Genomic DNA, 25,064 nt, shown 5'->3' with positions numbered 1-25,064 from the left:
TAAAATCTCCCATTTTCAACTTCTGTCAGGCGTGCAAGTGACGATTTATTCGCCAGATGCCTGTTGCGCTTCAGGTTTACCGTAGATCAGCATCGGTTCTGATTGACCGGCAATCACCGATTCATCAATCACCACCTTATCGACGCTCTCCATGGAGGGCAGGTCGTACATGGTGTCCAGCAACGCCGCTTCCACAATGGAGCGCAAACCGCGTGCACCGGTTTTACGCGCCATGGCTTTTTTGGCAATCGCCGTCAACGCTTCTTCACGGAATTCCAGCTCAACCCCTTCGAGATTGAACAGTGCCTGATACTGTTTGGTCAGCGCGTTTTTCGGTTCGCGCAGGATCTGGATCAGCGCATCTTCGCTCAGCTCTCTCAGCGTCGCGACCACCGGTAAACGGCCAATAAATTCAGGGATCAGGCCGAACTTGATCAAATCCCCCGGTTCTACCTGGCCCAGCAATTCGCCTTCGGTAGCCTTTTGCGCCGAGCCCTTCACCGTTGCGGAAAAACCAATACCGCGACCAGTATCAACACGCTGCTCGATCACTTTATCCAAACCAGCAAATGCTCCACCGCAGATGAACAGGATCTTGGAGGTATCAACCTGCAAAAACTCCTGTTGCGGATGCTTGCGCCCACCTTGCGGCGGAACCGCAGCGATGGTGCCTTCAATCAGTTTCAGCAGAGCCTGCTGCACCCCTTCGCCCGACACGTCACGGGTGATGGAGGGGTTATCGGACTTACGCGAAATCTTATCGATTTCATCGATGTATACAATGCCACGCTGCGCTTTCTGTACGTCGTAGTCGCATTTTTGCAACAGCTTCTGGATGATGTTTTCTACATCCTCACCCACGTAACCCGCTTCGGTCAGCGTGGTGGCATCTGCCATCGTGAAAGGCACATCCAGGAAACGGGCCAGCGTTTCAGCCAACAGGGTTTTACCGCTCCCTGTCGGGCCAATCAGCAGAATGTTGCTCTTGCCCAGCTCGATGCCGTTGCTGCTGTCGCCATTACGCAAGCGCTTGTAGTGGTTGTAAACCGCAACCGCCAGAACCTTTTTCGCCTGCTCCTGACCAATGACATAATCATCCAGGTGGCGGCGAATTTCATGGGGCGTGGGTAACGCACTGCGTTCACGATGCGGAGCCACTTCCTTTATCTCTTCGCGAATGATGTCATTGCACAGATCGACACATTCATCGCAGATATACACTGACGGCCCGGCAATCAGCTTACGGACCTCATGCTGGCTTTTGCCGCAGAAAGAACAGTACAGCAACTTCCCTGAACCGTCTTTGCGCTTGTCTGTCATCAGTAAACCTCTTCTTTTATCTCTTGCCCGCAGGCCCAACAGCGATATCACTACAACCTGAATCACGCGCAAGCGCGCATTCGTGAACCACAGGTACGCCATGGCCGGCGGCGTTATTCGCGGTGCGTCATCACGGCGTCAACCAATCCATACTCTACTGCTTCATGGGCAGAGAGGAAACGGTCACGCTCAGTGTCACTCTCTATCACTTCGAGAGGTTTGCCCGTATGTTCAGCCATCAGCTCATTCATACGTTGCTTCACTTTCAGTATTTCACGCGCATGGATTTCGATGTCCGTCGCCTGCCCTTGGAATCCCCCCAGCGGTTGGTGAATCATCACGCGCGAATTCGGCAAGCAGAAACGCTTGCCCTTGGCACCGGCAGTGAGCAGGAAAGCCCCCATGGAGCAGGCTTGTCCCATACAGATGGTGCTGACATCCGGTTTAATGAATTTCATGGTGTCGTAAATCGACATTCCTGCGGTAATCACGCCACCCGGAGAGTTGATGTACAGATAAATATCTTTCTCCGGATTTTCGGCTTCCAGAAAAAGCATCTGAGCAACGATCAGGTTGGCCATGTGATCTTCCACCTGACCCGTCAGGAAGATGATGCGTTCTTTAAGCAGTCGGGAAAAAATATCGTAAGAACGTTCCCCGCGCGAAGTCTGTTCTACCACCATCGGCACCAAAGCCATTTGGGGTGCTAATTTTTCTTGTTCGCCACTGTATAACATTCACCTCTCCTCGATAAAATGCTTTTGGTGCCATGTATCAGATTCTACTTGAGATAACGACGGTTGACTATCACGGTCACCCCGACGTTTCCCTTAAGAATGACACCGACTCGCCAAAATCCATGACCGCGCGCCTCTGTTTCTTCTAGTTGGGGCATTGCGCGCTATTTCAAGCTTACACTATCCTTTATTTTAGATTAAAGGGTTATCGTGCCCACTGCGTTTACAATGCTTTGCATAGCAAACTGCGTTTTGCATAGAAACTAAGATATTGCACTCCCAAGAGACAATGCGGATTTTATCACTTGCGAAACGTTTCAATGCCACACCCACACTGTTTTATCATAGTGCAATCTGGCACATCCGTGGCGATAGGGCTTTTCAAACCTAAATCAGTGATAGCAAAAAGCCCACGCCAGAGGCGCGGGCTTTTTTTGGCAAAGATAACCGACCGAAGCCAGACAGCGAATTACGCCGTAGCAGGCTGGTTCATCAGATCGTTAAAGCTGACGGTTTTCTCGACCACTTTCGCCTTGGACAACACGACTTCAACCGCTTGCTCTTCCAGAGCAACGTTGCGCATGTTGTTCATCAGCTCTTTGTTTTTGCTGTAGTAAGCAACCACTTCCTGCGGATCTTCGTAGGCAGAAGCCATCTCTTCGATCAGCGCGTTAACGCGAGCGTCATCTGCTTTCAGTTCGTTGGTGCTGATCACTTCGCCCAGCAGCAGACCTACGACAACGCGGCGTTTGGCTTGCTCTTCAAACAGCTCACGCGGCAGTTCAGCCGCTTGTTTGGCGTTACCGCCAAAGCGTTGTGCCGCTTGCTGACGCAGAACGTCAATTTCGCCGTCGATCAGCGCAGCAGGAACGTCGATGTCATTGGCTTTCACCAGACCGTCGATCACCTGAGATTTGATACGGTTACGCACCGCGCCTTTCAGCTCACGCTCCATGTTTTTACGCACTTCAGCGCGCAGACCGTCAACAGACCCATCCGCCACGCCGAAACGTGCGATGAAATCAGCGGTCAGTTCCGGCAATTCACGCTCTTCCACTTTCTTCAGGACGATAGCAAACTGAGCCGCTTTACCTTTCAGGTTTTCAGCGTGGTAGTCTTCTGGGAAGGTCACGTCGATAGTGAACTCTTCACCGGCTTTGTGACCCACCAGACCTTCTTCAAAGCCTGGGATCATGCGGCCCTGGCCCATCGCCAGAACGAAATCAGACGCTTTACCGCCGTCAAACACTTCACCGTCGATAGTGCCGGTAAAGTCAACGGTTACGCGATCTTCTGCGCCAGCGGCGGCATCGGTGTCTTTCCAGGTGGCTTGTTGCTTGCGCAGCGTTTCCAGCATGGCATCAACGTCAGCATCAACCACGTCAACCAGCGGTTTTTCTACTTCGATGGTGTCCAGGCCTTTCAGCTCTACTTCCGGATAGACTTCAAACTCTACCGCGTAGGTGAAATCGGCATCCAGCTTGTATTCGCCCGGCACATAGTTCGGTGCACCAACGGGATTGATTTTTTCTTTGATGATGGCGTCTACGAAATGACGCTGCATCAGATCGCCCAACACGTCTTGACGCACGGATGCGCCATAACGCTGAGCGATAACGTTCATCGGCACTTTGCCTTTACGAAAACCGTCAACGCGCGCTTTTTTAGCAACGTTAACCAGCTCTTTTTTTACCGCTTCTTCAATGCTATCAGCAGTGACGGTAATTGTTACGCGGCGACCAAGGCCTTGGGTGGTTTCAACTGAAACTTGCATCTTGTTACCTCAAAAAATCACAGTGCTCGGTCAGCTCCAAAACCATATACGCATGGGTGTCGGTTTGGACATAACCCCACAGAACCGGGACAGCAACAGCTGGTATCTGAACCCCGTTCCTTGTCGTCAGAAGCGTCCCGATGACATTTCCGGAAAATAAGACGCGGCATTATAGCGGCATAGAGGGAGTGAGTCGAGAACAGCGCGCAGACTATTATGACAAGATAAGCGTGCTTTGATGTCGGTCACCTCTTATACGTCTCTTTTTATGCGTCTTCGGCAGTAATCAGGCGTCAATACCTGCACCGCCACAGGCAGGCGATTTGGGGGCCTGGCCCTGCGCATCGCCCCACTCTTGCGGCGTGTAAGTATGCAGCGCCAGTGCGTGCAGGCCATTTTCTAATTCCGCCGCCAACGTGGCATAAACCGCACGATGGCGGCCAATGGTGCGCTGTCCGCTAAAGGCGTCACTCACCAGCACCACCTTAAAATGGCTTTGCGAACCCGCAGGCACGCGATGTTGATGACTTTCATTGATCACATCCAGATGCGTGGGGGTGAAGGCAGCGCGCAGTTTCGCCTCAATGGTGGCATGCATGAAGGAGTCCCTTGTTACTTGTTGAGCTTGCCAGACAGTATATTCCGCTGGCAGAAAAATGCGGTGAACACACTATCGGTCAATCCGGCGATCGCGATATCTCATCGCATCGCGCCGAAAAAAAGGCCACTTCCAGAGTATTTCCCCTGAATTCGTCCTTTCACCCGCTGTCGGCAATGGTATGATAACGGGAATTTTTTACCAGCGAACCACCCTAATCATTACTGAGAAAATGCACAATGTTAAAAAAACTGTTTTTTCCCGTATTGGCCGTGCTGATGCTCGCCGGATGCGCCAATCAAAGCAACACGCTTGATGTCTCTCCAAAAATTAACGTGCCAGCGCAAGACCCAACCCTGATGGGCGTTACCGTCAGCATCAACGGGGCCGATCAACGTGCCGATCAGGCATTGGCCAAAATCAACCGCGACGGGCAACTGATCGTGCTGACGCCTTCACGCGACCTGCGTTTCCTGTTGCAAGAAGCGTTGGAAAAACAGATGTCTGCGCGCGGTTACATGATCGGTACCGGTGGCCCGGTTGCGCTGCAAATCGTGGTAAACCAGCTGTATGCTGACGTATCAGAAGGTAACCTGCGTCATAATATTACCGCACGCGCGGATATTTCGATCATCTCTCAGGCGGCCAACGGCAACAAGCAGGTCAAGAATTACCGCTCAACCTATAACGTTCAAGGCGCATTGACCGCGACCAACGAAAAAATCACCAATGCTGTCAATACGGTATTGGGCGATGTCATCAATGACATGGCACAAGACACCACTGTCAGCAGCTTCATTAAGGCTAACGCCCGATAATTCCTACGCTGTTTTCCTCTATCCTGTTCGGTGGGATAGAGTAAAGGATCTGCCATGCTACATCGTTTTTTCACCCTTGTTCGTCAGCCGTATTCGCTGTCACTGCTGTTACTGGGTTTTGCGTCTGGGCTACCGCTGGCGCTAACTTCCGGTACGTTGCAGGCATGGATGACGGTTGCTAACGTCGATTTGAAAACCATCGGTTTCTTCTCCCTGGTGGGACAAGCCTATGTTTTCAAGTTTATGTGGGCACCGATGATGGACCGCTACACCCCGCCCTTCCTCGGCCGTCGCCGTGGCTGGCTGCTGGTCAGTCAGGTGCTGCTTATCGGCTTGATTGCCTCGATGGCACTACTGGAACCCGGCAAGCATCTGTGGTGGTTAGCCGCGATTGCGGTATTGGTGGCATTTTGTTCCGCGTCCCAGGATATCGTGTTTGACGCCTACAAAACCGACCTGTTACCCGCCGATCAACGCGGCTCGGGCGCGGCCATTTCCGTACTGGGTTACCGTCTGGCCATGCTGGTTTCCGGCGGACTGGCACTGTGGCTGGCCGATCGTTATCTCGGCTGGCACGCCACCTATGTGTTGATGGCACTGCTGCTGCTACCGGGTATCATCGCCACCCTGCGGGCGCCTGAACCGGTATTGGATGCCCCGGCACCGCGCACCCTTGAACAGGCCATGTTTGCCCCGCTGCGTGACTTCTTTTCGCGCAATAACGCCTGGCTGATTTTATTACTGATTGTGCTGTATAAGCTAGGCGACGCCTTTGCGATGAGCCTGAGCACCCCGTTCCTGATTCGCGGGGTGGGCTTCAATGCCGGCGACGTTGGACTGGTCAACAAAACATTAGGGTTACTCGCTACCATTATTGGTGCTTTGTACGGCGGGTTGTTAATGCAACGCATGACCTTATTCCGTGCGCTGCTGCTATTCGGCATCTTGCAGGCCGTCTCTAACGCAGGTTACTGGCTGCTGGCGATCACAAGCAAACATCTGGTTAGCATGGCGGGGGTTATCTTTCTGGAAAACCTGTGCGGCGGGATGGGCACGGCAGCGTTTGTTGCATTACTAATGACCTTATGCAACACGTCGTTTTCCGCTACCCAGTTTGCGCTGCTTTCCGCACTCTCTGCCGTGGGGCGCGTCTACGTTGGCCCGATTGCAGGCTGGTTTGTAGAAACCCATGGTTGGGCCTGGTTCTATTTATTTACCATTGCGATCTCAGTGCCGGGATTAGTCCTGCTACTGGTGTGCCGACAAACTCTGGAGTACACCCAACGCACCGGCACCTTCATGGTACGCATGACCTATCCCCGCCATTACCGCTTCGCGCTGCGTATGTTGGCGGCCGGGTGTGCGCTGTTATTCATCTGGCTGACCTTGACCATCGCCCACGCGTTGGGTGCCAATGCGGTCGAAACCATTAATGATAACCTTCTGATGCTAGGGGGTATTTTGGTCATTTCGGGGGCACTACTCGGGAGTGTGCTCGACTATTTATCGCTGCGTAATTCACCGTCTTCTGAAGCCTGAAAATAGCGATAAACCTGCGTGGTTATCACCGCATTGTATTATTTTTTTTTCACTAGGGGCTGTTGACAATTAACACAGCCAGACGAATGCAGCAGCGAGCGCAACGAATGATGCGAAGCGTTTTGAGAGTTTGTCGAAGCGTGTAGCTACGCGTCGAAATTGCTTGATACGGCAAAAGAAACGTTCGATCAAATTGCGTGAAGCGTAAAGATGTTTGTCCAGTGGGCGTTGCTCACGGCGATTCTCTTTGCTGGGGATGACAGCCTGAATGCCTACCGACTCCAGATATTGTAGAATCACATTCGTATCGTAGGCTTTGTCTGCAGCCAAGCTTGAAGGTTTCAATTCACCAAGTAAAGGCAATGCTTCTCTGGTGTCGCTCTTTTGACCACCAGTCAAACTAAAACGGGCAAGCATGCCCAGCCCATCAACCAGAGCGTGAATCTTGGTTGTCAATCCCCCGCGAGAACGACCAATCGACTGGTCACCGTTTTTTTGGGAGCGCCCGCTGCATGCTGATGAACCCGTACGATAGTGCTGTCGATGAAGATTTCCTCGAAATCGGCATCGCCCGCAAGTTCAGCAAAAACGGAATGCCATATTTCTGCCCGTGACCATCTGGCAAAGCGTTTGTACACACAGTTCCAGAGTCCGAAATCGGGTGGTAAATCTCTCCATGGGCTTCCAGTTCGGGCGATCCATAAAACCGCTTCGACAAAAAGCCGATTATCTGCTGCTGTTCGTCCCGGATCCGAATCCTTTCCCGGCAAAAACGGGCTAATCCGTTCGTATTGGTCATCACTGAGCATCAATCTTGGCATTCTGCTTTTCCAAAAAAGACAGAATGTAAACAGATTCTTTTACAAAAAAACAGGTTCTTGGCGATGATTGTCAACAGGCCCTAGCACCTAGTAACGCTGCCCCCACTCCGCTGACGTCAATACGCTGTCATTCTGACGCAGAAAGTAGCGGTAGAAAGCATCGTAGGCCAGCACGTTTTTCACATAGCCACGCGTTTCGGTAAACGGAATACTTTCAATAAAGGCAACCGGATCGAGACGCCCTGCGCTGTTTTTCAGCCAGGTATTCACGCGCGAAGGCCCGGCATTATAGGCCGCACTGGCAAGGATACGGTTGTTATTGAAGGTCTGATAGACATCATCCAGATAGGTAGTGCCTAACAGAATATTGGTTTCGGGATCGAACAGCTGGCTGCTGTTGACATAGCCGCTCAGGTTGCTCTTTTTCGCGGTATGCTGTGCGGTGGCTGGCATCAGTTGCATCAGGCCGGAGGCACCGACCGGGGAGCGCGCCTGCGGGTTCCAGGCGCTTTCCTGGCGAGCGATCGCCATCGCATAACTCTGTTGAATGGCACGCCCTTGCGTCATGCGCTGGAAAGTGTCGCGCCATGCCAGCGGGAAACGCTCTTCCAGATTGTCCCACAGCTTAGCCACAATGGTCGCCTGCACGCTGAGGTCAGCCCAGCCTTGATCAAATGCGTAACGCGCTAACGCTCCCTGACGCGGCTTATCACTGTTTGCCACCAGCTCCCCCCATTCGCTGCGCGCCAGATTGTCCATGTTCCAGTACATCAGCTCACGCACGCGCGCAATTTCCGGACGTTGCGCCAGAGTTTTATCCGGGGTGGACGACGCAATGGTCAACGAATAAGGGATACCGAGCTTCTGCGCGGCAACCATCGGGTAGAAGCCCCGTCCCTGCATCAGCGCTCGCAGTATGGCCTCACCATCCTGACGCTGCCCGTTATCTAACAGCAACATCGCTTGCCAGTAGCGCCACTCCTCTTTCTGTAACGCCTCAGCCGGAAGTTTCGCGAGCCAGAAGCGCAGACCCGCTTTATCCCCTTCTCCGAGCGTCATACGCACCCTGCGTTCAATCAGGCTGGTTGATTGGCTGCGCTGCGCCACGGCATCACGCCAGACGGCCTGTTCTGGCGTCGCACCGGTTCCCATCCAACGCCAGGCTACCGCTTCTTCCATCTCTCGGCGATCGGCTTCGCTCATTTTTTGCAGCCGCACCAATACGCTGATAAGCGCGCGGGCGCCCTCTTCATCCTGTCGAGCCAATTGGCGGAAGGCGACCAGCGTGGCATTGCGTGTAAAATCGGTTGGCCCCACGCTGCGAGCAAAACGCTCTACCGTTTTGGGGTCGTTCTGCAACTTCATCAACGCATCGCTGATGGTGCGGTAATCCGGTGGAAGCTGTTTCACCAGATAGTTCACCAGCCCGGTGCTGCCCTCGTTCATTGCTAACCGAATGCGCTCCAGTACGGCGATGGGGGTCTTTTCACCGGCAGCTTCCCAGACGGCAAACAGCTTATCGCAGGTGGTCGGCAGCGAACGTCCGGTCAGCCAGATGGCCTTTGCTTCATCCCACACGCCCTGACGTTGTCCCGTTGCGTAGCGGGAATAGAGGTGATTACAGTGCGCCGCCACCGGTTTGGGTGAAGTGGGTGCAAACGCCAGCAGGCCCGCCCAATCCTCGCGGCGCGCCAGTTCATTCACAAACAGGGATTTCAGGTTACGCGCAGGCGGTAACGTTGGATAACGCGCGGAGAATGCACTGACGTCGCTGTTGCTCACCTGCCCCAGCGATTGTGTTAACGCACGGTATTCCAGATAAGGATAAAGCGGGTAATCGCGCAAGGTTGGCATCAACGCCTGCACGGTATCCATCTGATTACTGTCCCACGCCTGCTTAACCTGCTGATAGCGTTGGCGTTGAGCATCCAGCGTATCCGCCATGGCCGAGCTTGTAACCCCCGCCAGACACAGGATGGCAATGCGCACCCAGCGCCCCATGTTACCCTTCATCCAAACCACCTCATCCCAAACGGTTATCGACATGCAATGTGCACATCACTGATACATTTCGCCTCAGAACGCCGCCGTCAGTGCAAACCCGGGGTTTGCATCAGCAAAATTTGCATCATCCAGACGACATTTGCTGCCCTCCAGTGTGGCACAGGATGCGCGGCGGCGATATGTCGTAAAAGGGAATAAAATGTCAAGCAACGTAAGGATAACCGTTTATAAATTCCGGGTTGACTACAGTGCACCAAAACGCCGCCCTTGGAGCCATTTCACAGAGTGGCAGACAGTGAGGGATGATGGCTGGGATCGCACGGCGAAACCAGCTACACTCCGCATCAGCATAACGATAAATCGAAGAGGGCGACGCCCCACCTTCATCGTTAACCTCGATGCAGCGCGGGCTACGCACTGTATCCATTAACCCATAGAGAGGCGAAGTCGCAACGTGGCTCAATACGTCTATACCATGCACCGCGTCGGCAAAGTGGTTCCGCCGAAGCGCCATATTTTAAAGAATATCTCCCTCAGCTTCTTCCCGGGCGCAAAAATTGGCGTGCTGGGTCTGAACGGCGCAGGGAAATCCACCCTGCTGCGCATCATGGCAGGGATCGATAAAGACATCGAAGGGGAAGCGCGCCCGCAACCTGGCATCAAAATCGGCTACTTGCCGCAGGAACCTCAGCTCAACCCGGAACACACAGTACGTGAATCCGTCGAAGAAGCGGTATCGGAAGTGGTCGGTGCGCTCAAACGACTGGATGAGGTGTATGCACTGTACGCCGATCCGGATGCCGATTTCGACAAGCTGGCGGCTGAACAAGGTAAGCTGGAAGAGATCATTCAGGCGCACGACGGCCATAATCTGGATAACCAGTTAGAACGCGCTGCTGATGCGCTGCGCCTGCCGGAATGGGATGCGAAAATCGCCAAGCTGTCCGGGGGTGAACGCCGTCGCGTGGCGCTGTGTCGCCTGCTGTTGGAAAAACCCGACATGCTGCTGCTCGACGAACCGACCAACCACCTGGATGCGGAATCCGTGGCCTGGCTGGAACGCTTCCTGCACGACTTTGAAGGCACCGTGGTTGCCATCACCCACGACCGTTACTTCCTCGATAACGTGGCTGGCTGGATTCTGGAACTGGACCGCGGCGAAGGCATTCCGTGGGAAGGTAACTACTCTTCCTGGCTGGAACAAAAAGACCAGCGTCTGGCACAGGAAGCCTCTCAGGAAGCAGCTCGCCGTAAATCCATTGAGAAAGAGCTGGAGTGGGTGCGTCAGGGTGCTAAAGGCCGTCAGGCTAAAGGCAAAGCCCGTCTGGCTCGCTTTGAAGAGCTTAACAGTACCGAATACCAGAAACGTAACGAAACCAACGAACTGTTCATTCCACCAGGTCCACGCCTGGGCGACAAAGTGGTGGAAGTCACCAACTTGAGCAAGGCCTACGGTGAGCGCCAACTGATTGACGGCCTGTCGTTAGCGGTGCCCAAGGGGGCAATTGTTGGGATTATCGGCCCGAACGGTGCCGGTAAATCAACGCTGTTCCGTATGATGTCCGGCCAAGAGCAGCCCGATGGTGGCACTATCGAATTGGGCGAAACGGTAAAACTGGCGTCAGTTGATCAGTTCCGTGACAGCATGAACAACAGCAAAACCGTGTGGGAAGAAGTCTCCGGCGGGCTGGATATCATGCGTGTTGGCACCACCGAGATGCCAAGTCGTGCTTATGTTGGCCGCTTTAACTTTAAAGGCACCGATCAGGGCAAACGCGTCGGCGAATTGTCCGGTGGTGAACGCGGTCGTCTGCATCTGGCGAAGCTGTTGCAAGTCGGCGGCAACGTGCTGCTGCTTGATGAACCAACCAACGACCTGGATATTGAAACCCTGCGCGCCCTGGAAAACGCCCTGCTGGAGTTCCCCGGCTGTGCCATGGTCATTTCCCACGACCGTTGGTTCTTGGACCGTATTGCTACTCACATTCTGGATTATCAGGATGAAGGCAAAGTGGAGTTCTTCGAAGGCAACTTCACCGAGTACGAAGAGTACAAGAAACGCACGCTGGGCGCAGATGCACTGGAACCTCACCGCATCAAGTACAAGCGTATCGCGAAGTAATGTGCCGTTAACGTCAGACAGCTAACTGGCTCATTGTATCAAACGCCCCGGTTCTTGCCGGGGCGTTTTTTATGGAGTTTAGCGCTCAATCGCGATCAAAAGGTTTCCCAATTCTGACTGTCATCCGGTTTGACCCGTTTTGTGCCTACCGCAGGCAACGCAGGGTTGCTGCGCACTGACGTTGACACAGCAGCGCCCGTCGAGGCTGCCAATGCATGTGCAGGCGCTGACGAGGCTATCTGGAATACCGCAACCGCCTGCGTTAACCGCCCGGCCTGATCTTCCAGCGATACCGCCGCCGCAGAGGCTTCCTGTACTAACGCCGCATTCTGCTGCACTGCGCTGTCCATTTCCGATACCGCCTGACTTACCTGACTGATGCCTCGGCTCTGCTCATCAGACGCGGAGGCAATTTCCCCCATGATGTCAGTCACGCTGGTGACCGCCTGAACGATCTCACCCATGGTATCCCCCGCCTGTGAAACCAAATGCGCGCCGGTATCAACCAAACGGCCAGACTCACCGATCAGGGATTCAATCTCTTTCGCCGCCTGTGCACTGCGCTGCGCCAGACTGCGCACTTCACCGGCCACCACGGCGAACCCGCGACCTTGCTCACCGGCACGGGCGGCTTCAACCGCAGCATTCAATGCCAAGATATTGGTCTGGAAAGCAATGCTGTTAATCACCGAGGTAATGTCCGCAATCTTGCGTGAACTGGTAGAGATATCGTTCATGGTGTTCACCACGTTATTCACAATATCACCGCCTTTCTCCGCTTTGGTTGAGGCATTTTTCGCCAGTTGACTGGCATGGTGGGCGTTCTCTGAGTTTTGCTTCACCGTGGCCGTCAATTGCTCCATGCTGGCTGCCGTCTCTTCTAGTGCGGCGGCCTGCTGCTCGGTGCGTGAAAAGAGATCGACGTTACCCGCGGAAATTTCCGTGGCCCCCAGATGAATCGCCGTTGCCCCTTCGCGCACCACGCTAACCGTTTCTGCCAATGCGGCCTGCATGTTCTGGACGTTCTGCCCCAGAATACCGATTTCGTTACGTCCCATCTCACTGGCACGTTGGGTTAAATCCCCGGCGGCAATGCGTTGAATGCGCGTCACCAACCGGTACAGCGGAGCCAGTAATGCATTGCGGATAATCACATAGATGATCGCAGCCATCACGATAGAAGCTACGAAGGAGAGCGCCATCAGCATAAAACCCCGGCGTGAATTGGCCTCAGCATGCTGATTGATTTGCGTGGCATTATCCGTCAGATAACGCACCGCTTTACGCACCGAGAGCGCGTAGTTTTCATCCAGTTTGCGCGCTTCATCGCTTTCCAGTGAAATGACTTCTTCAAATTCGCCTCGTTTTGCCGCCTCAATAATCAGTTTGACCGCCTTGTCACGGTACGCTGCGTAGTTAACGGCAAGTTCATCATCCAATCCGGCGGGCGCGTTGAATTTATCCGGCCTGGCCAGATATTCGTCGAAGCGTTTTTGTGAGCTTTTTACCCGGTTTTCCGCCAGCGTCAGTGCGCTTTTATAGCCTTCGGCATCACCAACGCGTTGCGTTGCCGCCGCCTGAACCAGCAGTTGGCGAGCAACACGCAGCTGATCCATGCTGCTGCTGATAACCGCGCGCACATCCGAAACCAGATTGGCCCGGTCTAATGCATCATTACTCTGTTTAAGAAAATAACTCGCCGTACCGATGGAAATAGCGAACAGTAATAAAATTATCGTTAACAGACTAATAAATAGCGTAACAAGTCTGATGTTATTGATATAACCTGAATTTCCTTTTATCTCGGACATGATTGTTATTCTCACTTCGACAACGGCTGGTATGGATATCCCTTCCGCAACGCATCACAAACAGCCTCGGCGTTGCTAAAAAAACATCGGCAGATTCATGTTTTATCGGCAATGGCGTGAAAACATCCACCTGAAGGCCGTGATCACAATCACACTTCAAATAAAGTGGTGTTATATTTCTAAAAATAAGAAATACATTTTCATATTAAGCGATGTATCACACCATCAGGATGAAAAAGGTGCCGGCGTAACATATTCCGCCAGCGCATCATGTTGCAGCACAAACTCAATAAAGCAGGCCATGGCGGGAGAATTAAGCTTTCTGCTCGGATAAACCAAATAGAGTTCATTGGGTTCTGCACGCCATTCAGGCAATACGCGCACCAAGGGCTGGGACAGATCGACGCCATCCACCAGAAATGCCGGTAGCAGAGTGATGCCCGCGCCCGCCATCGCACATTCACGGGCATACAGCAGATTATCCGTGGTGTGCGTTAACGGAAGCAGCCAACGATAGTCCTCACTGCCGCGCTGTAAGGCCCATTCCGCCCAGGCACGATGGGCAATGCATTGATGAGACTGAAGCTGCTGCGGGTGCACCAATGCCGGATGGCGCGCCAGATAGTGCGGTGAGGCCACCAGATAACGCGGCGTCACACCCAGCGGTCTGCCAATCAGTGAAGAATCCAGCGGCTTGCCGGTGCGAAAGGCCACATCAAAGCCTTCATCGACTAAATCCACCAACGTGTCAGAAATGGCAATTTCCAGAGACACGGCGGGAAAGCGGCGCTGAAACTCGGTGGTCAAGCGCGCCAGCAGCGTGGCACCGAAACCAGCCGGGCTGGTGATGCGAAGCCGTCCGCTCGGATTATCGCGCAAATGTTGAATGGCGAGATCGGCACGCTCACTGGCCTGCGTCATCTCCTGACAATGGATCAGGTAACGCTCGCCAGCAAACGTCAGGCTTATCTTGCGCGTAGTGCGGTTTAGCAGCCGTAATCCAAGCTGCTGTTCGAGCTGACTGATACGCAAGCTGAGGCTGGATTTGGCCATGCCAGCCTTAAGCGCGGCCTGTGTCACACTGCCACACTCGGCTACCAGCGCAAACAGCGCCATATCCTGCCACTGCCTGAACATGGAGGGTTTAAACATTATTGTTCGTCCACAACAAACACTTCGTTAATGATTGTCCATCTTATCAGCACGATGAGTTCGTTCTACACTTTTCTCATCGAAACAATGAGGAACAGATCATGACCGTAAATGCTATTGCCGTTGACCCACAACATCCTGAACGTTTTATCGCCATTACCCAAGCGCAACCGCAACCGGGCCCACACGATCTGCTGGTTGAGGTAAAAGCGGTATCCATCAATCCCGTCGATACCAAAGTCCATGCCGGGTTGCGTAAAAACGGATTGGCAGAGCCGCGCGTATTAGGCTGGGATGCCAGTGGCACCGTACTGGCCATTGGCGATCGCGTCAGCGGTTTTCAAGTGGGCGATGAGGTGTGGTACGCGGGCGATATCACACGCGCTGGCAGCAACAGCTCGCATCAGCTCATTGATGCACGGATTGTGGCGCACAAACCGGTATCCCTCGACTGGGCCGCTGCTGCTGCGCTACCGCTGACCGCACTCACCGCCTGGGAAGGACTGTTTGAACACCTGGAGATTCAAGACGCTGACGCAGGGAAAAACCTGCTGATTATCGGCGGTGCGGGCGGCGTTGGCTCTCTGGCTATTTCACTGGCGGCACTGCGCAGTGAGGTAAAGGTTATCGCTACAGCATCCCGTCCTGATTCAGCAGAATGGTGCCGTCAGCGCGGCGCAGACCTTGTGGTTGATTATAGTGATTTGGTCAGTGAATTGAAAAAAGCAGGCATTACCCAGGTGGATTATATTTTCTGCCTGAACGACACCGACGGCCACTGGAGCGCGATAGGCTCCTTGATTGCACCGAAGGGCAAAATTTGCACTATCGTGGAAAACGAACGTCCGCTGGATCAGAACGAACTGAAGCGTAAAAGTGCCTCGCTGCATTGGGAATTCATGTTCACTCGCAGCATGTACCAAACGCCGGACATGGAACAGCAAGGGAAAATTTTGCAAGAAGTCGCACATCTGGTGGACGCGGGCAAACTGCAAGGCACCGCCAGTGAAGTCCTGAACGGGTTAAGCGTTGAAACACTGCAACAGGCTCACGCCAAAGTGCTGGAAGGGCATATGCGCGGTAAGGTGACTATCGCGCTATAAACCCTCGCGTTATAAACCCTCGCGCGGTCAGCCTCTTTAAGCAAACAGCCCCAAAAGGGGCTGTTTGTCATGGCAGTAAACGCTCGACGCGCACTTAGAACAACAGGCGGGCACGGATGGTGCCAGGGATCGCCTTCATCAATTGCAGCGCGGTATTCGCCGCATCGGTTTCCACGTCGATCACCACATAGCCGATATCCGCGCTGGTTTGCAGATACTGGGCAGCAATGTTGATACCTTGCTCGGCAAAAATGGTGTTGATAGCCGTCAGTACGCCCGGGCGATTTTCGTGAATGTGCAGCAAACGTGCGCGATCGCTCTGTACTGGCAGGGAAACTTCCGGGAAGTTAACCGCTGACAGCGTCGAACCGTTGTCAGAGTACTTCGCCAGTTTACCGGCCACTTCCGTACCGATGTTCTCCTGCGCTTCCTGAGTGGAGCCGCCAATGTGCGGCGTCAGCAGCACGTTGTCGAACTCCAGCAGCGGGGAAACAAACGGGTCGCTGTTGGTTGCTGGCTCTTGCGGGAAGACGTCAATCGCGGCACCAGCAATGTGTTGGCTGCGCAGCACTTCGCACAATGCAGGGATATCGACGACTGTACCGCGTGAGGCGTTGATCAGGATAGAACCCGGCTTCATCAGCGCCAGTTCATCCGCGCCCATCATGTTCTGGGTGCTCGCCGTTTCCGGAACGTGCAGGCTGACCACGTCGCTCATGTTCAGCAATTCGGACAGGTGACGCACCTGCTGAGCATTGCCTAACGGCAATTTGCTCTCGATGTCGTAAAAGTAGACGTGCATCCCCAGGCTTTCGGCCAGGATACCCAACTGGGTGCCGATATGACCGTAGCCAATGATGCCCAGTTTTTTGCCGCGCGCTTCAAACGAGCCCACAGCCAGTTTATGCCATACGCCGCGATGCGCTTTCGCGTTAGCTGCCGGAACGCCGCGCAGCAGCAGCAGCATTTCACCAATCACCAACTCTGCCACACTACGGGTGTTAGAGAAGGGGGCGTTAAACACCGGGATGCCGCGCTTGGTGGCAGAAGGCAGTTCTACCTGATTAGTACCGATGCAAAAACAGCCCACGGCAACCAGTTTTTCTGCGGCAGCAAACACTTCTTCCGTCAGATGAGTACGGGAACGCAAACCGACGAAATGCGCGTCACGAATGGAGGCTTTCAACGCTTCCGTATCTAACGCACCTTTATGGTATTCAATGTTGGTGTAACCCGCTGCGCGCAGGTTTTCCAACGCGCTCTGGTGAACCCCTTCCACCAGGAGGAATTTAATCTTGTCTTTTTCCAGTGATACCTTTGCCATTTCCCGACCTTATATTCAGACTTCAGATGCCAATGAACCCATTTGCCAAACAGCCTCTGCCAACATAACAAAAATTACGCCAGCAGCAAGACAATCGATTGCTTCCCCGATGCTGCCAACGGCGTCACAAACACCCTTTTACAGTAAAAAATAGGGATAACGCGTCGCCTCGCCAGATGTGCAGGGAACAAAATAAGAAAAAGTGATATTAAGTACCAAAAGTGAGACTTTAACAATGGTAGGGTTTTTAAGCAAAAAAAATCGGACGTTAGCCTCTTCATGCCAACGCCCGATGTGCAGGAGAGAAATTACTTCAGGGTTTTCACCCCGTCTGCAGTACCGACCAACGCAACGTCAGCGCCACGGTTAGCAAACAGACCAACGGTCACCACGCCCGCAATCCCATTGATACGGTTTTCTACCGCAATGGCATCTGAGATATCGAGGTTGTGCACATCCAGAATGACGTTGCCGTTGTCGGTAACCACACCCTGACGATAGACCGGCTGACCGCCCAGTTTCACCAGTTCACGCGCCACGTACGCGCGGGCCATGGGGATCACTTCCACGGGCAATGGGAATGTGCCAAGAATATCCACCTGCTTGGTGGCATCGACGATACAGATAAACTGACGCGCAATAGCGGCAATGATCTTCTCACGCGTCAGCGCAGCGCCGCCGCCTTTAATCATTTGCATGTGCGGGTTAATCTCATCGGCACCGTCCACATAGATATCCAGTTCATCAACCTCGTTGCTGTCGAATACCGTAATGCCTAAGCTTTTCAACTTTTCGGTAGATGCCACGGAGCTGGATACTGCGCCTTTAATCTGGTGTTTGATGGAACCCAACGCGTCAATGAAGTGCGCTGCCGTTGAGCCCGTCCCCACCCCAACAATCGTATCCGGGCGGACATAATCCAACGCGGCCCAGCCGACTGCCTTTTTCAGTTCATCTTGTGTCATGGTCTGTATCGTGCCTGCAAATTACAGTGAGAAGAGAGAGGCGTATTATAGAGCAAGCGCCACCGGAAACGACGCCCAATCGCCACGCGCCACCCGATTATTTTCGGCCATGAGTGTGAAATAGGACAGATTTTTAGCGTGTTCCGTCGGAAAAATGTGGCATAGTGCAAAGACCAAGTTTTATCCATAGGAAATGGCACCTTCATGAAACGACAGGACTATCGCACACTTCAGGCTTTGGATGCCGTCATCCGTGAGCGCGGATTTGAACGCGCCGCGCAAAAATTGTGCATCACGCAATCCGCCGTTTCACAACGCATCAAACAGTTGGAAAACCTGTTCGGACAACCGCTATTGGTCAGAACCATCCCACCGCGTCCCACCGAACAAGGACAAAAACTGCTGGCGCTGTTGCATCAAGTGGAGTTGCTGGAAGAAGAGTGGCTGGGCAACGATGCCAGCAGCGATATCCCACTGTTGCTGTCGCTGGCGGTCAACGCCGACAGTCTGGCAACCTGGCTGTTACCGGCGTTGCAACCGGTACTGGTCGATTCCCCTATTCGCCTTAATCTGCAAGTGGAAGATGAAACCCGCACGCAAGAACGTTTGCGTCGTGGTGAAGTGGTCGGTGCCGTCAGTATCCAGCCGCAACCGTTGCCGAGCTGTCTGGTGGATAAACTCGGTGCGTTAGACTATCTGTTTGTCGCCTCTCCGGATTTTGCCGCACGCTACTTCCCGAACGGCGTGACCCGCTCCGCGTTGCTGCGTGCTCCTGCGGTTGCCTTTGACCATCTGGACGACATGCACCAGGCATTTTTGCAGCAGAATTTCGATCTCTCGCCCGGCAGCGTTCCTTGCCATATCGTTAACTCGTCAGAAGCATTCGTACAGTTGGCGCGACAAGGCACCACTTGCTGTATGATCCCACACCTGCAAATTGAGAGAGAATTGGCAAACAGCGAGCTGGTCGATCTGACACCGGGCCTGTTTCAGCGCCGCATGCTCTATTGGCACCGCTTTGCGCCAGAGAGCCGGATGATGAGAAAGGTGACGGATGCCCTGCTCTCGCATGCGCATCGCGTATTGCGCCAATCCTGAGGCGCCCTTTAAGAAGACGTTACTGATTAGGTTGCAGCTCGAACACCACGTCAACCTGATCGTCAAACTGAATGCTTTGCTGCTCGTAAGTCTGTGCCACATCGGCTTCTGCCGCGACGCCCGCCGCTTTAAACATCCGGGCCATGGGAACGGGCTGATAATTGGCAACCTGATAGCGGATGCTGTAAATCGGCCCCAGCTTGGCGTTGAACCCGGTAGCCAGTGCTTTCGCCTGACTGGTCGCCGTTTCGATTGCCCGTTGACGAGCCTGATCTCGATAGGCTTCCGGGTTGGCAACCCCCAGCTCCACGCCGCGGATTTCCGTCAACCCCGCGCGCAGCGCACCGTCCAACAAAGCGTTTAGCTGATCCAACTGGCGTACCGTTACTGCCACCTGGCGCACCGCACGATACCCTCTCAATTCAGAACGACCATCTTTCAGAAAATCATATTCAGGATGGGTACGCAGGTTGGCGGCGCTGATGTCTTTCCTTTCAATACCGTGCTTTTCCAGATAGGCAAAATATTGTGCCACGCGATCGTCCACCTGCTTTTTTGCATCAGCCACATCTTTCGATGAAACGCTGACTTCAATCGCCAGATTCGCAATATCCGGCGTAGCATCCACGCTCGCTTTGCCCGATGTCACGATGTGCGGTCCGTTCGGCAATTCAGCAGCCTGACCGGACAGTGGAAGCGTACTTAATCCTAACAGGGCGGCTATCGCCAGTGCTTTTAGCTTCACAGTGTCGTTTCTCCTGATTCCATTAATAGTGCGCCGTTGCACGCCACGATCACGGCGGTGCGCCTGTGCAATGAATATGCTTAGGGCTAGAGATAAACATGGCGTTATTGATAAATATAGTGCACTGGCTGGCTTGGCTTAACTATAGGTGAATTCCGGAATACCGTAAAAAAACGTCAACTTACAACACTATTGCATACCAGAGTGTGCGAGTTGCAGTGCAATACTCCACATGATGACGCCAACAAAGGCATTAATCACGCGCTGTGCTTTTGGCGTGTTCAGCCACGGTGCCAGCCAGGAGGCCAGCAGCGCTAATGCAAAGAACCACAGGAAGGAAGCAGTAATAGATCCCAAGGCAAACCAACTGCGCGCATCGGGTGCCATCTGCCCACCAATGCTGCCCTGCACCACAAAAGTATCCAGATAGACATGCGGATTCAGCCAGGTAACCGCCAACACGGTAGCGATAACGCGCCAACGGCTTTGCCGTGCGATATCCACGCTCACCACGTCGAGCTGACGCTTGAAGACCACGCTAAACGCGCCCCAGCCATACCAAAGCAGAAAGGCAACGCCTCCCCAGGTGATCAGTGACAACAACAGCGATGACTGACTCAGCAACGCGCTGCCGCCAAAAATACCGGCGCAAATCAAGATGACATCGCTTAATGCGCACAGCAGGGCAATCATCAGATGATACTGACGTCGAATCCCCTGATTCATCACGTAAGCATTTTGCGGCCCCAGAGGTAAAATCATCGCCGCGCCCAGAAAAAATCCCTGCCAATACATGCCAAACATGGTTCTCTACACTCTCCCAAATGAACAATTCGAGGGAGTGTAAGGGGGTTTTCTCATTAACTGAAATTGAAGATTCTAATTATTCATTATAAAATCTAATTTCGCACATCATGCAATACCGAACGAGAGACCGGTAGCGTTTTGGCGCCAGCCTGCTTGTCATTACGTTGCAACAGGAAAGCCACAGCAAACAGCGAAAACATAAACGGCAGTTCAAACAGCTCTTCCAGCAAATCCGTACGCGCGGTGTCGTAGACAAAGAGAAACGCGAATAATCGGTGATGTTCGATGGTATCGACGATAACGAAATAGAGCACCAACAAGACGATATCCCACACCGGCAGGCGTTCTTGCCGAAAACGGCGAATAATCTCTCGACGAATCACGGGCAACAGCAGCGCACAGGCCGTCACCCCAATCAGCACGATGGAGATAATGCGAAAGTAGAGCTTAGGTTCATCCGGAAAATAATCCCGCCCCCAACTGATCCCCCGGCCAAACAGTAAGATCCACCAACTGATGCTCCACAGCCAAAACGACTTATCATCCGTCTCGCACCGTAACGGCCTGATGTAGCACCAGGTGAACAGCGCACCAAACAGCAGCCATAAGGATTGAAACGTCTCAATCGCCAGCACGGCCTGGCTTTGTAGGGAGAAAAGCCGATTCCCGGTGTACAACAGAGAGATGGCAAAAATCGCGATTGCCACGGTGTGGGGATACAGGGTTTTATCAAGTTTCATAACACGACGCATATCAACCAATAACAACGGTTAGGGTAGGTCGATACACAGGCTGTTTTTTTGCTTTTCGAGTGAAAGCGTTTAGGCATCCGTGCGCTTAGCACCGGATGCCTAAAAAGGACTAACGAAAATTACGTATTCGTTGATGTTGACGAGGTTTGATGCAAATGCACATCCATTTGCGGATAGGGTATGCCGATCTGGTGCTCATCCAGCGCCCGTTTAAAACTTTCTAACAGATCCCATTTCACCGCCATGGCATCGCCGTTAGTCGTCCAGACCCACACGACAAAATTCAGTGTCGATGCCGCCATTTCATTCAAACGAATGGTGACGCCACGATCATGCTGAATGCGCTTATCTGCCGCGACGATATTCCCCAACACCGTTTTTACCTGGTCAATATCAGCATCATAGGCCACGCCAACGATAATTTCGGTGCGCCTGTCTGGCTCACGGCTGCTGTTAATGATATTGCCAGCAATGATTTTCCCGTTGGGAACGACGATGATTTTGCCATCTGGCGTGCGCATCGTGGTGGAGAAGATCTGCACCTGTGTCACCGTGCCAGAAACCCCGCCCAGATCGACAAATTCACCGGTACGGAACGGGCGGAACATCACCAACAGCACCCCCGCAGCGAAGTTTGACAGCGAGCCTTGCAGCGCCAAACCCACCGCCAAGCCCGCGGCGCCCAGCACCGCGATCACCGAGGCGGTTTGCACGCCAATGCGGCTCAATACTGCAATCAGCGTAAAGGCAATAATGCCATAACGTACCAGTGCCGCGAGGAAATCCGCCACGGTGGTATCAATGCCCCGCGCCACCATCACTCTGCTGATGCCCTTAGAGACCACACGCGCGACCAACAGGCCGATGAGCAAAATGATAATGGCGGCTACCACGTTCACCGCATACTGAATCAGCAAGGCCTCGTTATTGACCACCCATTGCCCCATACGGCTCAGGCTTTCGGTTACATCCAGTTCTTCCATTTGCACTCTCCCCTTTTTTGCATTTCACCCTTTGAAAGGGATGGTTCACACCCAAAATAGCCACAAAGCAGGCCAGAAAAAAATAAGGCTCCTGATAAAAGGAGCATCTTATTTTCATGCATTGTCTATCAATGCACTTATTAATATAGATTACAGTACGTCGATCGCGTTCAGTTCTTTAAACGCTTTTTCTAAACGAGCCACCATGGTTGCCTGGCCAGCACGCAGCCAAACGCGCGGATCGTAGTACTTCTTGTTCGGTTTGTCTGCGCCTTCCGGGTTGCCCAACTGCCCTTGCAGGTAGCCTTCGTTCTTTTTGTAATACGCCAGCACGCCTTCCCAGGTTGCCCATTGGGTATCGGTGTCGATGTTCATTTTGATCACACCGTAGCTCACCGCTTCGGCGATCTCTTCTGCCGTAGAGCCGGAACCGCCGTGGAATACGAAGTCCAGGCTGTTGTGCGGCAGGTTGAATTTCTTGGAGACATATTCCTGCGAGTTGTGCAGGATTTTCGGCGTCAGTTGCACATTACCCGGTTTGTATACGCCATGCACGTTACCGAACGATGCCGCGATAGTGAAACGCGGACTGATGGCGTGCAGTTTTTCGTAGGCGTAAGCCACATCTTCCGGCTGGGTGTAGAGTGCGGAGTTATCAAGGTGGCTATTGTCCACGCCATCTTCTTCACCGCCGGTGCAACCCAGTTCGATTTCCAGCGTCATGTTGATTTTTGCCATGCGCTTGAGGTATTCGCTGCAAATCTCGATGTTTTCTTCCAGAGACTCTTCCGACAGGTCAATCATGTGGGAGGAGAACAGCGGTTTGCCGGTTGCAGCAAAGTGTTTTTCACCGGCTTCCAGCAGGCCATCCAACCAGGGCAGCAGTTTCTTCGCGCAGTGGTCAGTGTGCAGGATAACAGGAATGCCGTAGTGTTCAGCCATCAGGTGAACGTGTTGTGCGCCAGAGATGGCACCGAGGATAGCGGCTTTCTGACCTTCCGCTTTCAGGCCTTTACCTGCGGTAAATACAGCCCCCCCGTTAGAGAACTGAACGATAACCGGTGCGCGAACTTTCGCTGCCGCTTCCAGCACCGCATTGACGGAGTCAGTACCGACGCAGTTGACTGCGGGCAGAGCAAAGCCATTTTCCTTTGCTACTGCGAAAACTTTCTGAACGTCATCGCCAGTGATGACACCAGGTTTTACGAAATCAAAAATTTTAGACATGTTACGTGTCCCGTCTCGTTGGCCGTGGAGGGTTGAGATAATTGACTACGGGCCGGACGCACAGCGTCCGAACCCACCGTTGCCCCCTCGAGGAGGGGGCAACGGGTTGCCGGGTGACACCCCCGGCAAAGCGGCATTACTGCTTAGCACGCTCTTCCAGCATGACTACCGCAGGCAGTTTTTTCCCTTCCACGAACTCCAGGAAGGCACCGCCGCCGGTAGAAATATAAGAAATCTTGTCTGCAATACCGAACAGGTCAATCGCGGCCAGCGTATCGCCACCACCGGCGATAGAGAACGCGTCGCTGTCTGCAATCGCCTGAGCGATGATTTCAGTCCCTTTGCGGAAGTTCGGGAATTCGAACACGCCAACCGGGCCGTTCCACAGGATAGTCTTGGCATTCTTCAGAATATCAGCCAGACGCTCAGCGGACACATCACCCAGGTCCAGAATCTGTTCATCATCTTTGATGGCAGTAACAGACTTCAAGGTTGCGGTGGCGGTTTCGGAGAATTCCGTTGCTACACGCACGTCGCTCGGAACCGGCATATCGCAGGTTTCCAGCAGTTTTTTCGCTTCAGGGATCAGATCCGCTTCGTACAGCGATTTGCCCACGTTGTGACCTTGTGCTGCCACGAAGGTGTTGGCGATGCCGCCGCCCACGATCAGTTGGTCAGCGATTTTGGACAATGAGCCCAGCACGGTCAGTTTGGTAGACACTTTAGAACCGCCGACGATTGCCACCATCGGGCGCGCCGGGTTACCCAGCGCTTTACCCAGCGCTTCCAGTTCGTCTGCCAGCAGCGGGCCTGCACAGGCGATATCAGCAAACTTGCCCACACCGTGGGTAGAAGCCTGCGCACGGTGTGCCGTACCAAAGGCATCCATCACGAACACGTCGCACAACGCCGCGTATTTCTTCGACAGCTCTTCGTCGTCTTTCTTCTCGCCTTTGTTGAAGCGAACGTTTTCCAGAACCACCAACTCACCTTCGGCAACATCAACGCCATCCAGATAATCCTTCGCCAGACGAACCGGAGAAGAAATTTTATCTTTCAGATAGTTAACAACCGGCAGCAGGGAGAATTCTTCGTTATATTCCCCTTCGGTCGGGCGTCCCAGGTGGGAAGTCACCATGACACGCGCACCTTGTTTCAGGGCGTTTTCAATGGTCGGCAACGACGCACGGATACGTGCATCAGACGTCACTTTACCTTCTTTAACCGGCACGTTCAGATCCGCACGAATCAGTACGCGTTTACCCGCCAGATCCAGATCGGTCATCTTAATTACAGACATGGTGAATCCTCTTGTTGATTCTCTTATAAAGTTGTGTGATCGAGATTAAAATCCCTGACAATTC

Annotated in this window: 21 protein-coding genes and 1 pseudogene; 6 read left to right on the top strand and 16 right to left on the bottom strand. The window is 53.4% G+C overall.

From position 1 onward, the window contains the following. Positions 1-45: 45 nt before the first annotated feature. From clpX to bolA, 4 genes are all read right to left on the bottom strand, one after another. Entirely contained in the window at positions 46-1,320 is a 1,275-nt protein-coding gene (gene clpX / locus K6K13_RS05565) for an ATP-dependent protease ATP-binding subunit ClpX (RefSeq protein ID WP_222159888.1), read from the bottom strand. A gap of 113 nt (positions 1,321-1,433) precedes the next feature. Further along, on the bottom strand, positions 1,434-2,057 hold the full coding sequence (gene clpP / locus K6K13_RS05560; RefSeq protein WP_195315240.1) for an ATP-dependent Clp endopeptidase proteolytic subunit ClpP: 624 nt from the start codon (positions 2,055-2,057) through the stop codon (positions 1,434-1,436). Between the two features lie 469 nt (positions 2,058-2,526). Continuing rightward, entirely contained in the window at positions 2,527-3,831 is a 1,305-nt protein-coding gene (gene tig, locus K6K13_RS05555; protein WP_222159887.1) for a trigger factor, read from the bottom strand. 286 nt (positions 3,832-4,117) lie between these two features. Beyond that, positions 4,118-4,429, bottom strand: coding sequence for a transcriptional regulator BolA (gene bolA, locus K6K13_RS05550; protein ID WP_222159886.1), 312 nt, complete (start codon positions 4,427-4,429; stop codon positions 4,118-4,120). Positions 4,430-4,440: 11 nt separating this feature from the next. On the opposite strand from bolA, the gene K6K13_RS05545 reads away from it, so the two are divergent. Genes K6K13_RS05545 through ampG form a run of 3 tightly spaced genes read left to right on the top strand, consistent with a single transcriptional unit; the run spans position 4,441 to position 6,786 of the window. Then, positions 4,441-4,614, top strand: a complete 174-nt coding sequence (locus K6K13_RS05545) for a hypothetical protein (RefSeq protein ID WP_222159885.1) — start codon at positions 4,441-4,443, stop codon at positions 4,612-4,614. Positions 4,615-4,668: 54 nt separating this feature from the next. Then, complete coding sequence (locus K6K13_RS05540; protein ID WP_222159884.1) at positions 4,669-5,247, top strand: lipoprotein; 579 nt, start codon at positions 4,669-4,671, stop codon at positions 5,245-5,247. Positions 5,248-5,301: 54 nt separating this feature from the next. After that, positions 5,302-6,786, top strand: a complete 1,485-nt coding sequence (gene ampG / locus K6K13_RS05535) for a muropeptide MFS transporter AmpG (RefSeq protein ID WP_222159883.1) — start codon at positions 5,302-5,304, stop codon at positions 6,784-6,786. Positions 6,787-6,855: 69 nt separating this feature from the next. Here ampG and K6K13_RS05530 read toward each other — a convergent pair. Both K6K13_RS05530 and sltY read right to left on the bottom strand, forming a co-directional pair. Beyond that, positions 6,856-7,595, bottom strand: a pseudogene (locus tag K6K13_RS05530) (IS5 family transposase). A 99-nt stretch (positions 7,596-7,694) separates the two neighbouring features. Further along, the gene (gene sltY / locus K6K13_RS05525; protein WP_222160977.1) at positions 7,695-9,608 is read right to left on the bottom strand and encodes a murein transglycosylase; all 1,914 of its coding nucleotides are present in this window, start codon (positions 9,606-9,608) and stop codon (positions 7,695-7,697) included. Between the two features lie 457 nt (positions 9,609-10,065). Between sltY and ettA the strand changes: the two genes are divergently transcribed. Further along, on the top strand, positions 10,066-11,733 hold the full coding sequence (gene ettA, locus K6K13_RS05520; protein WP_222159882.1) for an energy-dependent translational throttle protein EttA: 1,668 nt from the start codon (positions 10,066-10,068) through the stop codon (positions 11,731-11,733). A 95-nt stretch (positions 11,734-11,828) separates the two neighbouring features. Here the strand turns inward: ettA and K6K13_RS05515 are convergent, their stop codons facing one another. Together K6K13_RS05515 and K6K13_RS05510 are read right to left on the bottom strand one after the other, a co-directional pair. After that, positions 11,829-13,544: a methyl-accepting chemotaxis protein gene (locus K6K13_RS05515; protein WP_222159881.1), complete on the bottom strand. Its 1,716-nt coding sequence runs from the start codon at positions 13,542-13,544 to the stop codon at positions 11,829-11,831. Positions 13,545-13,769: 225 nt separating this feature from the next. Next, positions 13,770-14,681 (bottom strand): LysR family transcriptional regulator, encoded by a 912-nt coding sequence (locus K6K13_RS05510; RefSeq protein WP_222160976.1) that lies wholly within the window; start codon positions 14,679-14,681, stop codon positions 13,770-13,772. A 116-nt stretch (positions 14,682-14,797) separates the two neighbouring features. Here K6K13_RS05510 and K6K13_RS05505 point away from each other — a divergent pair, with 116 nt between their 5' ends. After that, on the top strand, positions 14,798-15,799 hold the full coding sequence (locus tag K6K13_RS05505; protein WP_222159880.1) for a zinc-binding alcohol dehydrogenase family protein: 1,002 nt from the start codon (positions 14,798-14,800) through the stop codon (positions 15,797-15,799). 94 nt (positions 15,800-15,893) lie between these two features. On the opposite strand, the gene serA is transcribed toward K6K13_RS05505, so the two are convergent. Together serA and rpiA are read right to left on the bottom strand one after the other, a co-directional pair. Further along, positions 15,894-17,123, bottom strand: coding sequence for a phosphoglycerate dehydrogenase (gene serA / locus K6K13_RS05500; protein ID WP_222159879.1), 1,230 nt, complete (start codon positions 17,121-17,123; stop codon positions 15,894-15,896). Positions 17,124-17,431: 308 nt separating this feature from the next. Next, positions 17,432-18,088, bottom strand: coding sequence for a ribose-5-phosphate isomerase RpiA (rpiA, locus tag K6K13_RS05495; protein ID WP_222159878.1), 657 nt, complete (start codon positions 18,086-18,088; stop codon positions 17,432-17,434). Positions 18,089-18,292: 204 nt separating this feature from the next. On the opposite strand from rpiA, the gene K6K13_RS05490 reads away from it, so the two are divergent. Further along, on the top strand, positions 18,293-19,186 hold the full coding sequence (locus K6K13_RS05490; protein ID WP_222159877.1) for a LysR family transcriptional regulator ArgP: 894 nt from the start codon (positions 18,293-18,295) through the stop codon (positions 19,184-19,186). A 19-nt stretch (positions 19,187-19,205) separates the two neighbouring features. On the opposite strand, the gene K6K13_RS05485 is transcribed toward K6K13_RS05490, so the two are convergent. From K6K13_RS05485 to pgk, 6 genes are all read right to left on the bottom strand, one after another. Next, complete coding sequence (locus tag K6K13_RS05485; protein WP_222159876.1) at positions 19,206-19,931, bottom strand: oxidative stress defense protein; 726 nt, start codon at positions 19,929-19,931, stop codon at positions 19,206-19,208. Between the two features lie 189 nt (positions 19,932-20,120). Further along, positions 20,121-20,735, bottom strand: a complete 615-nt coding sequence (argO, locus tag K6K13_RS05480) for an arginine exporter ArgO (protein ID WP_222159875.1) — start codon at positions 20,733-20,735, stop codon at positions 20,121-20,123. A 95-nt stretch (positions 20,736-20,830) separates the two neighbouring features. After that, a complete protein-coding gene (locus K6K13_RS05475) occupies positions 20,831-21,478 on the bottom strand; it encodes a hypothetical protein (protein ID WP_222159874.1) in 648 nt (215 codons plus the stop codon). A 131-nt stretch (positions 21,479-21,609) separates the two neighbouring features. Next, a complete protein-coding gene (mscS, locus tag K6K13_RS05470) occupies positions 21,610-22,473 on the bottom strand; it encodes a small-conductance mechanosensitive channel MscS (RefSeq protein ID WP_222159873.1) in 864 nt (287 codons plus the stop codon). Positions 22,474-22,623: 150 nt separating this feature from the next. After that, entirely contained in the window at positions 22,624-23,700 is a 1,077-nt protein-coding gene (gene fbaA, locus K6K13_RS05465; RefSeq protein WP_222159872.1) for a class II fructose-bisphosphate aldolase, read from the bottom strand. A gap of 136 nt (positions 23,701-23,836) precedes the next feature. Then, positions 23,837-25,000 carry a phosphoglycerate kinase gene (gene pgk / locus K6K13_RS05460; RefSeq protein WP_222159871.1) on the bottom strand — a complete coding sequence of 388 codons (1,164 nt, stop codon included), beginning with the start codon at positions 24,998-25,000 and terminating at the stop codon, positions 23,837-23,839. Positions 25,001-25,064: the final 64 nt, after the last annotated feature.

Origin of the sequence: Symbiopectobacterium purcellii, assembly GCF_019797845.1 — a bacterium.
Classification (GTDB): Bacteria; Pseudomonadota; Gammaproteobacteria; order Enterobacterales; family Enterobacteriaceae; genus Symbiopectobacterium; species Symbiopectobacterium purcellii.
This window is presented reverse-complemented; position numbering and strand designations above follow the sequence as displayed.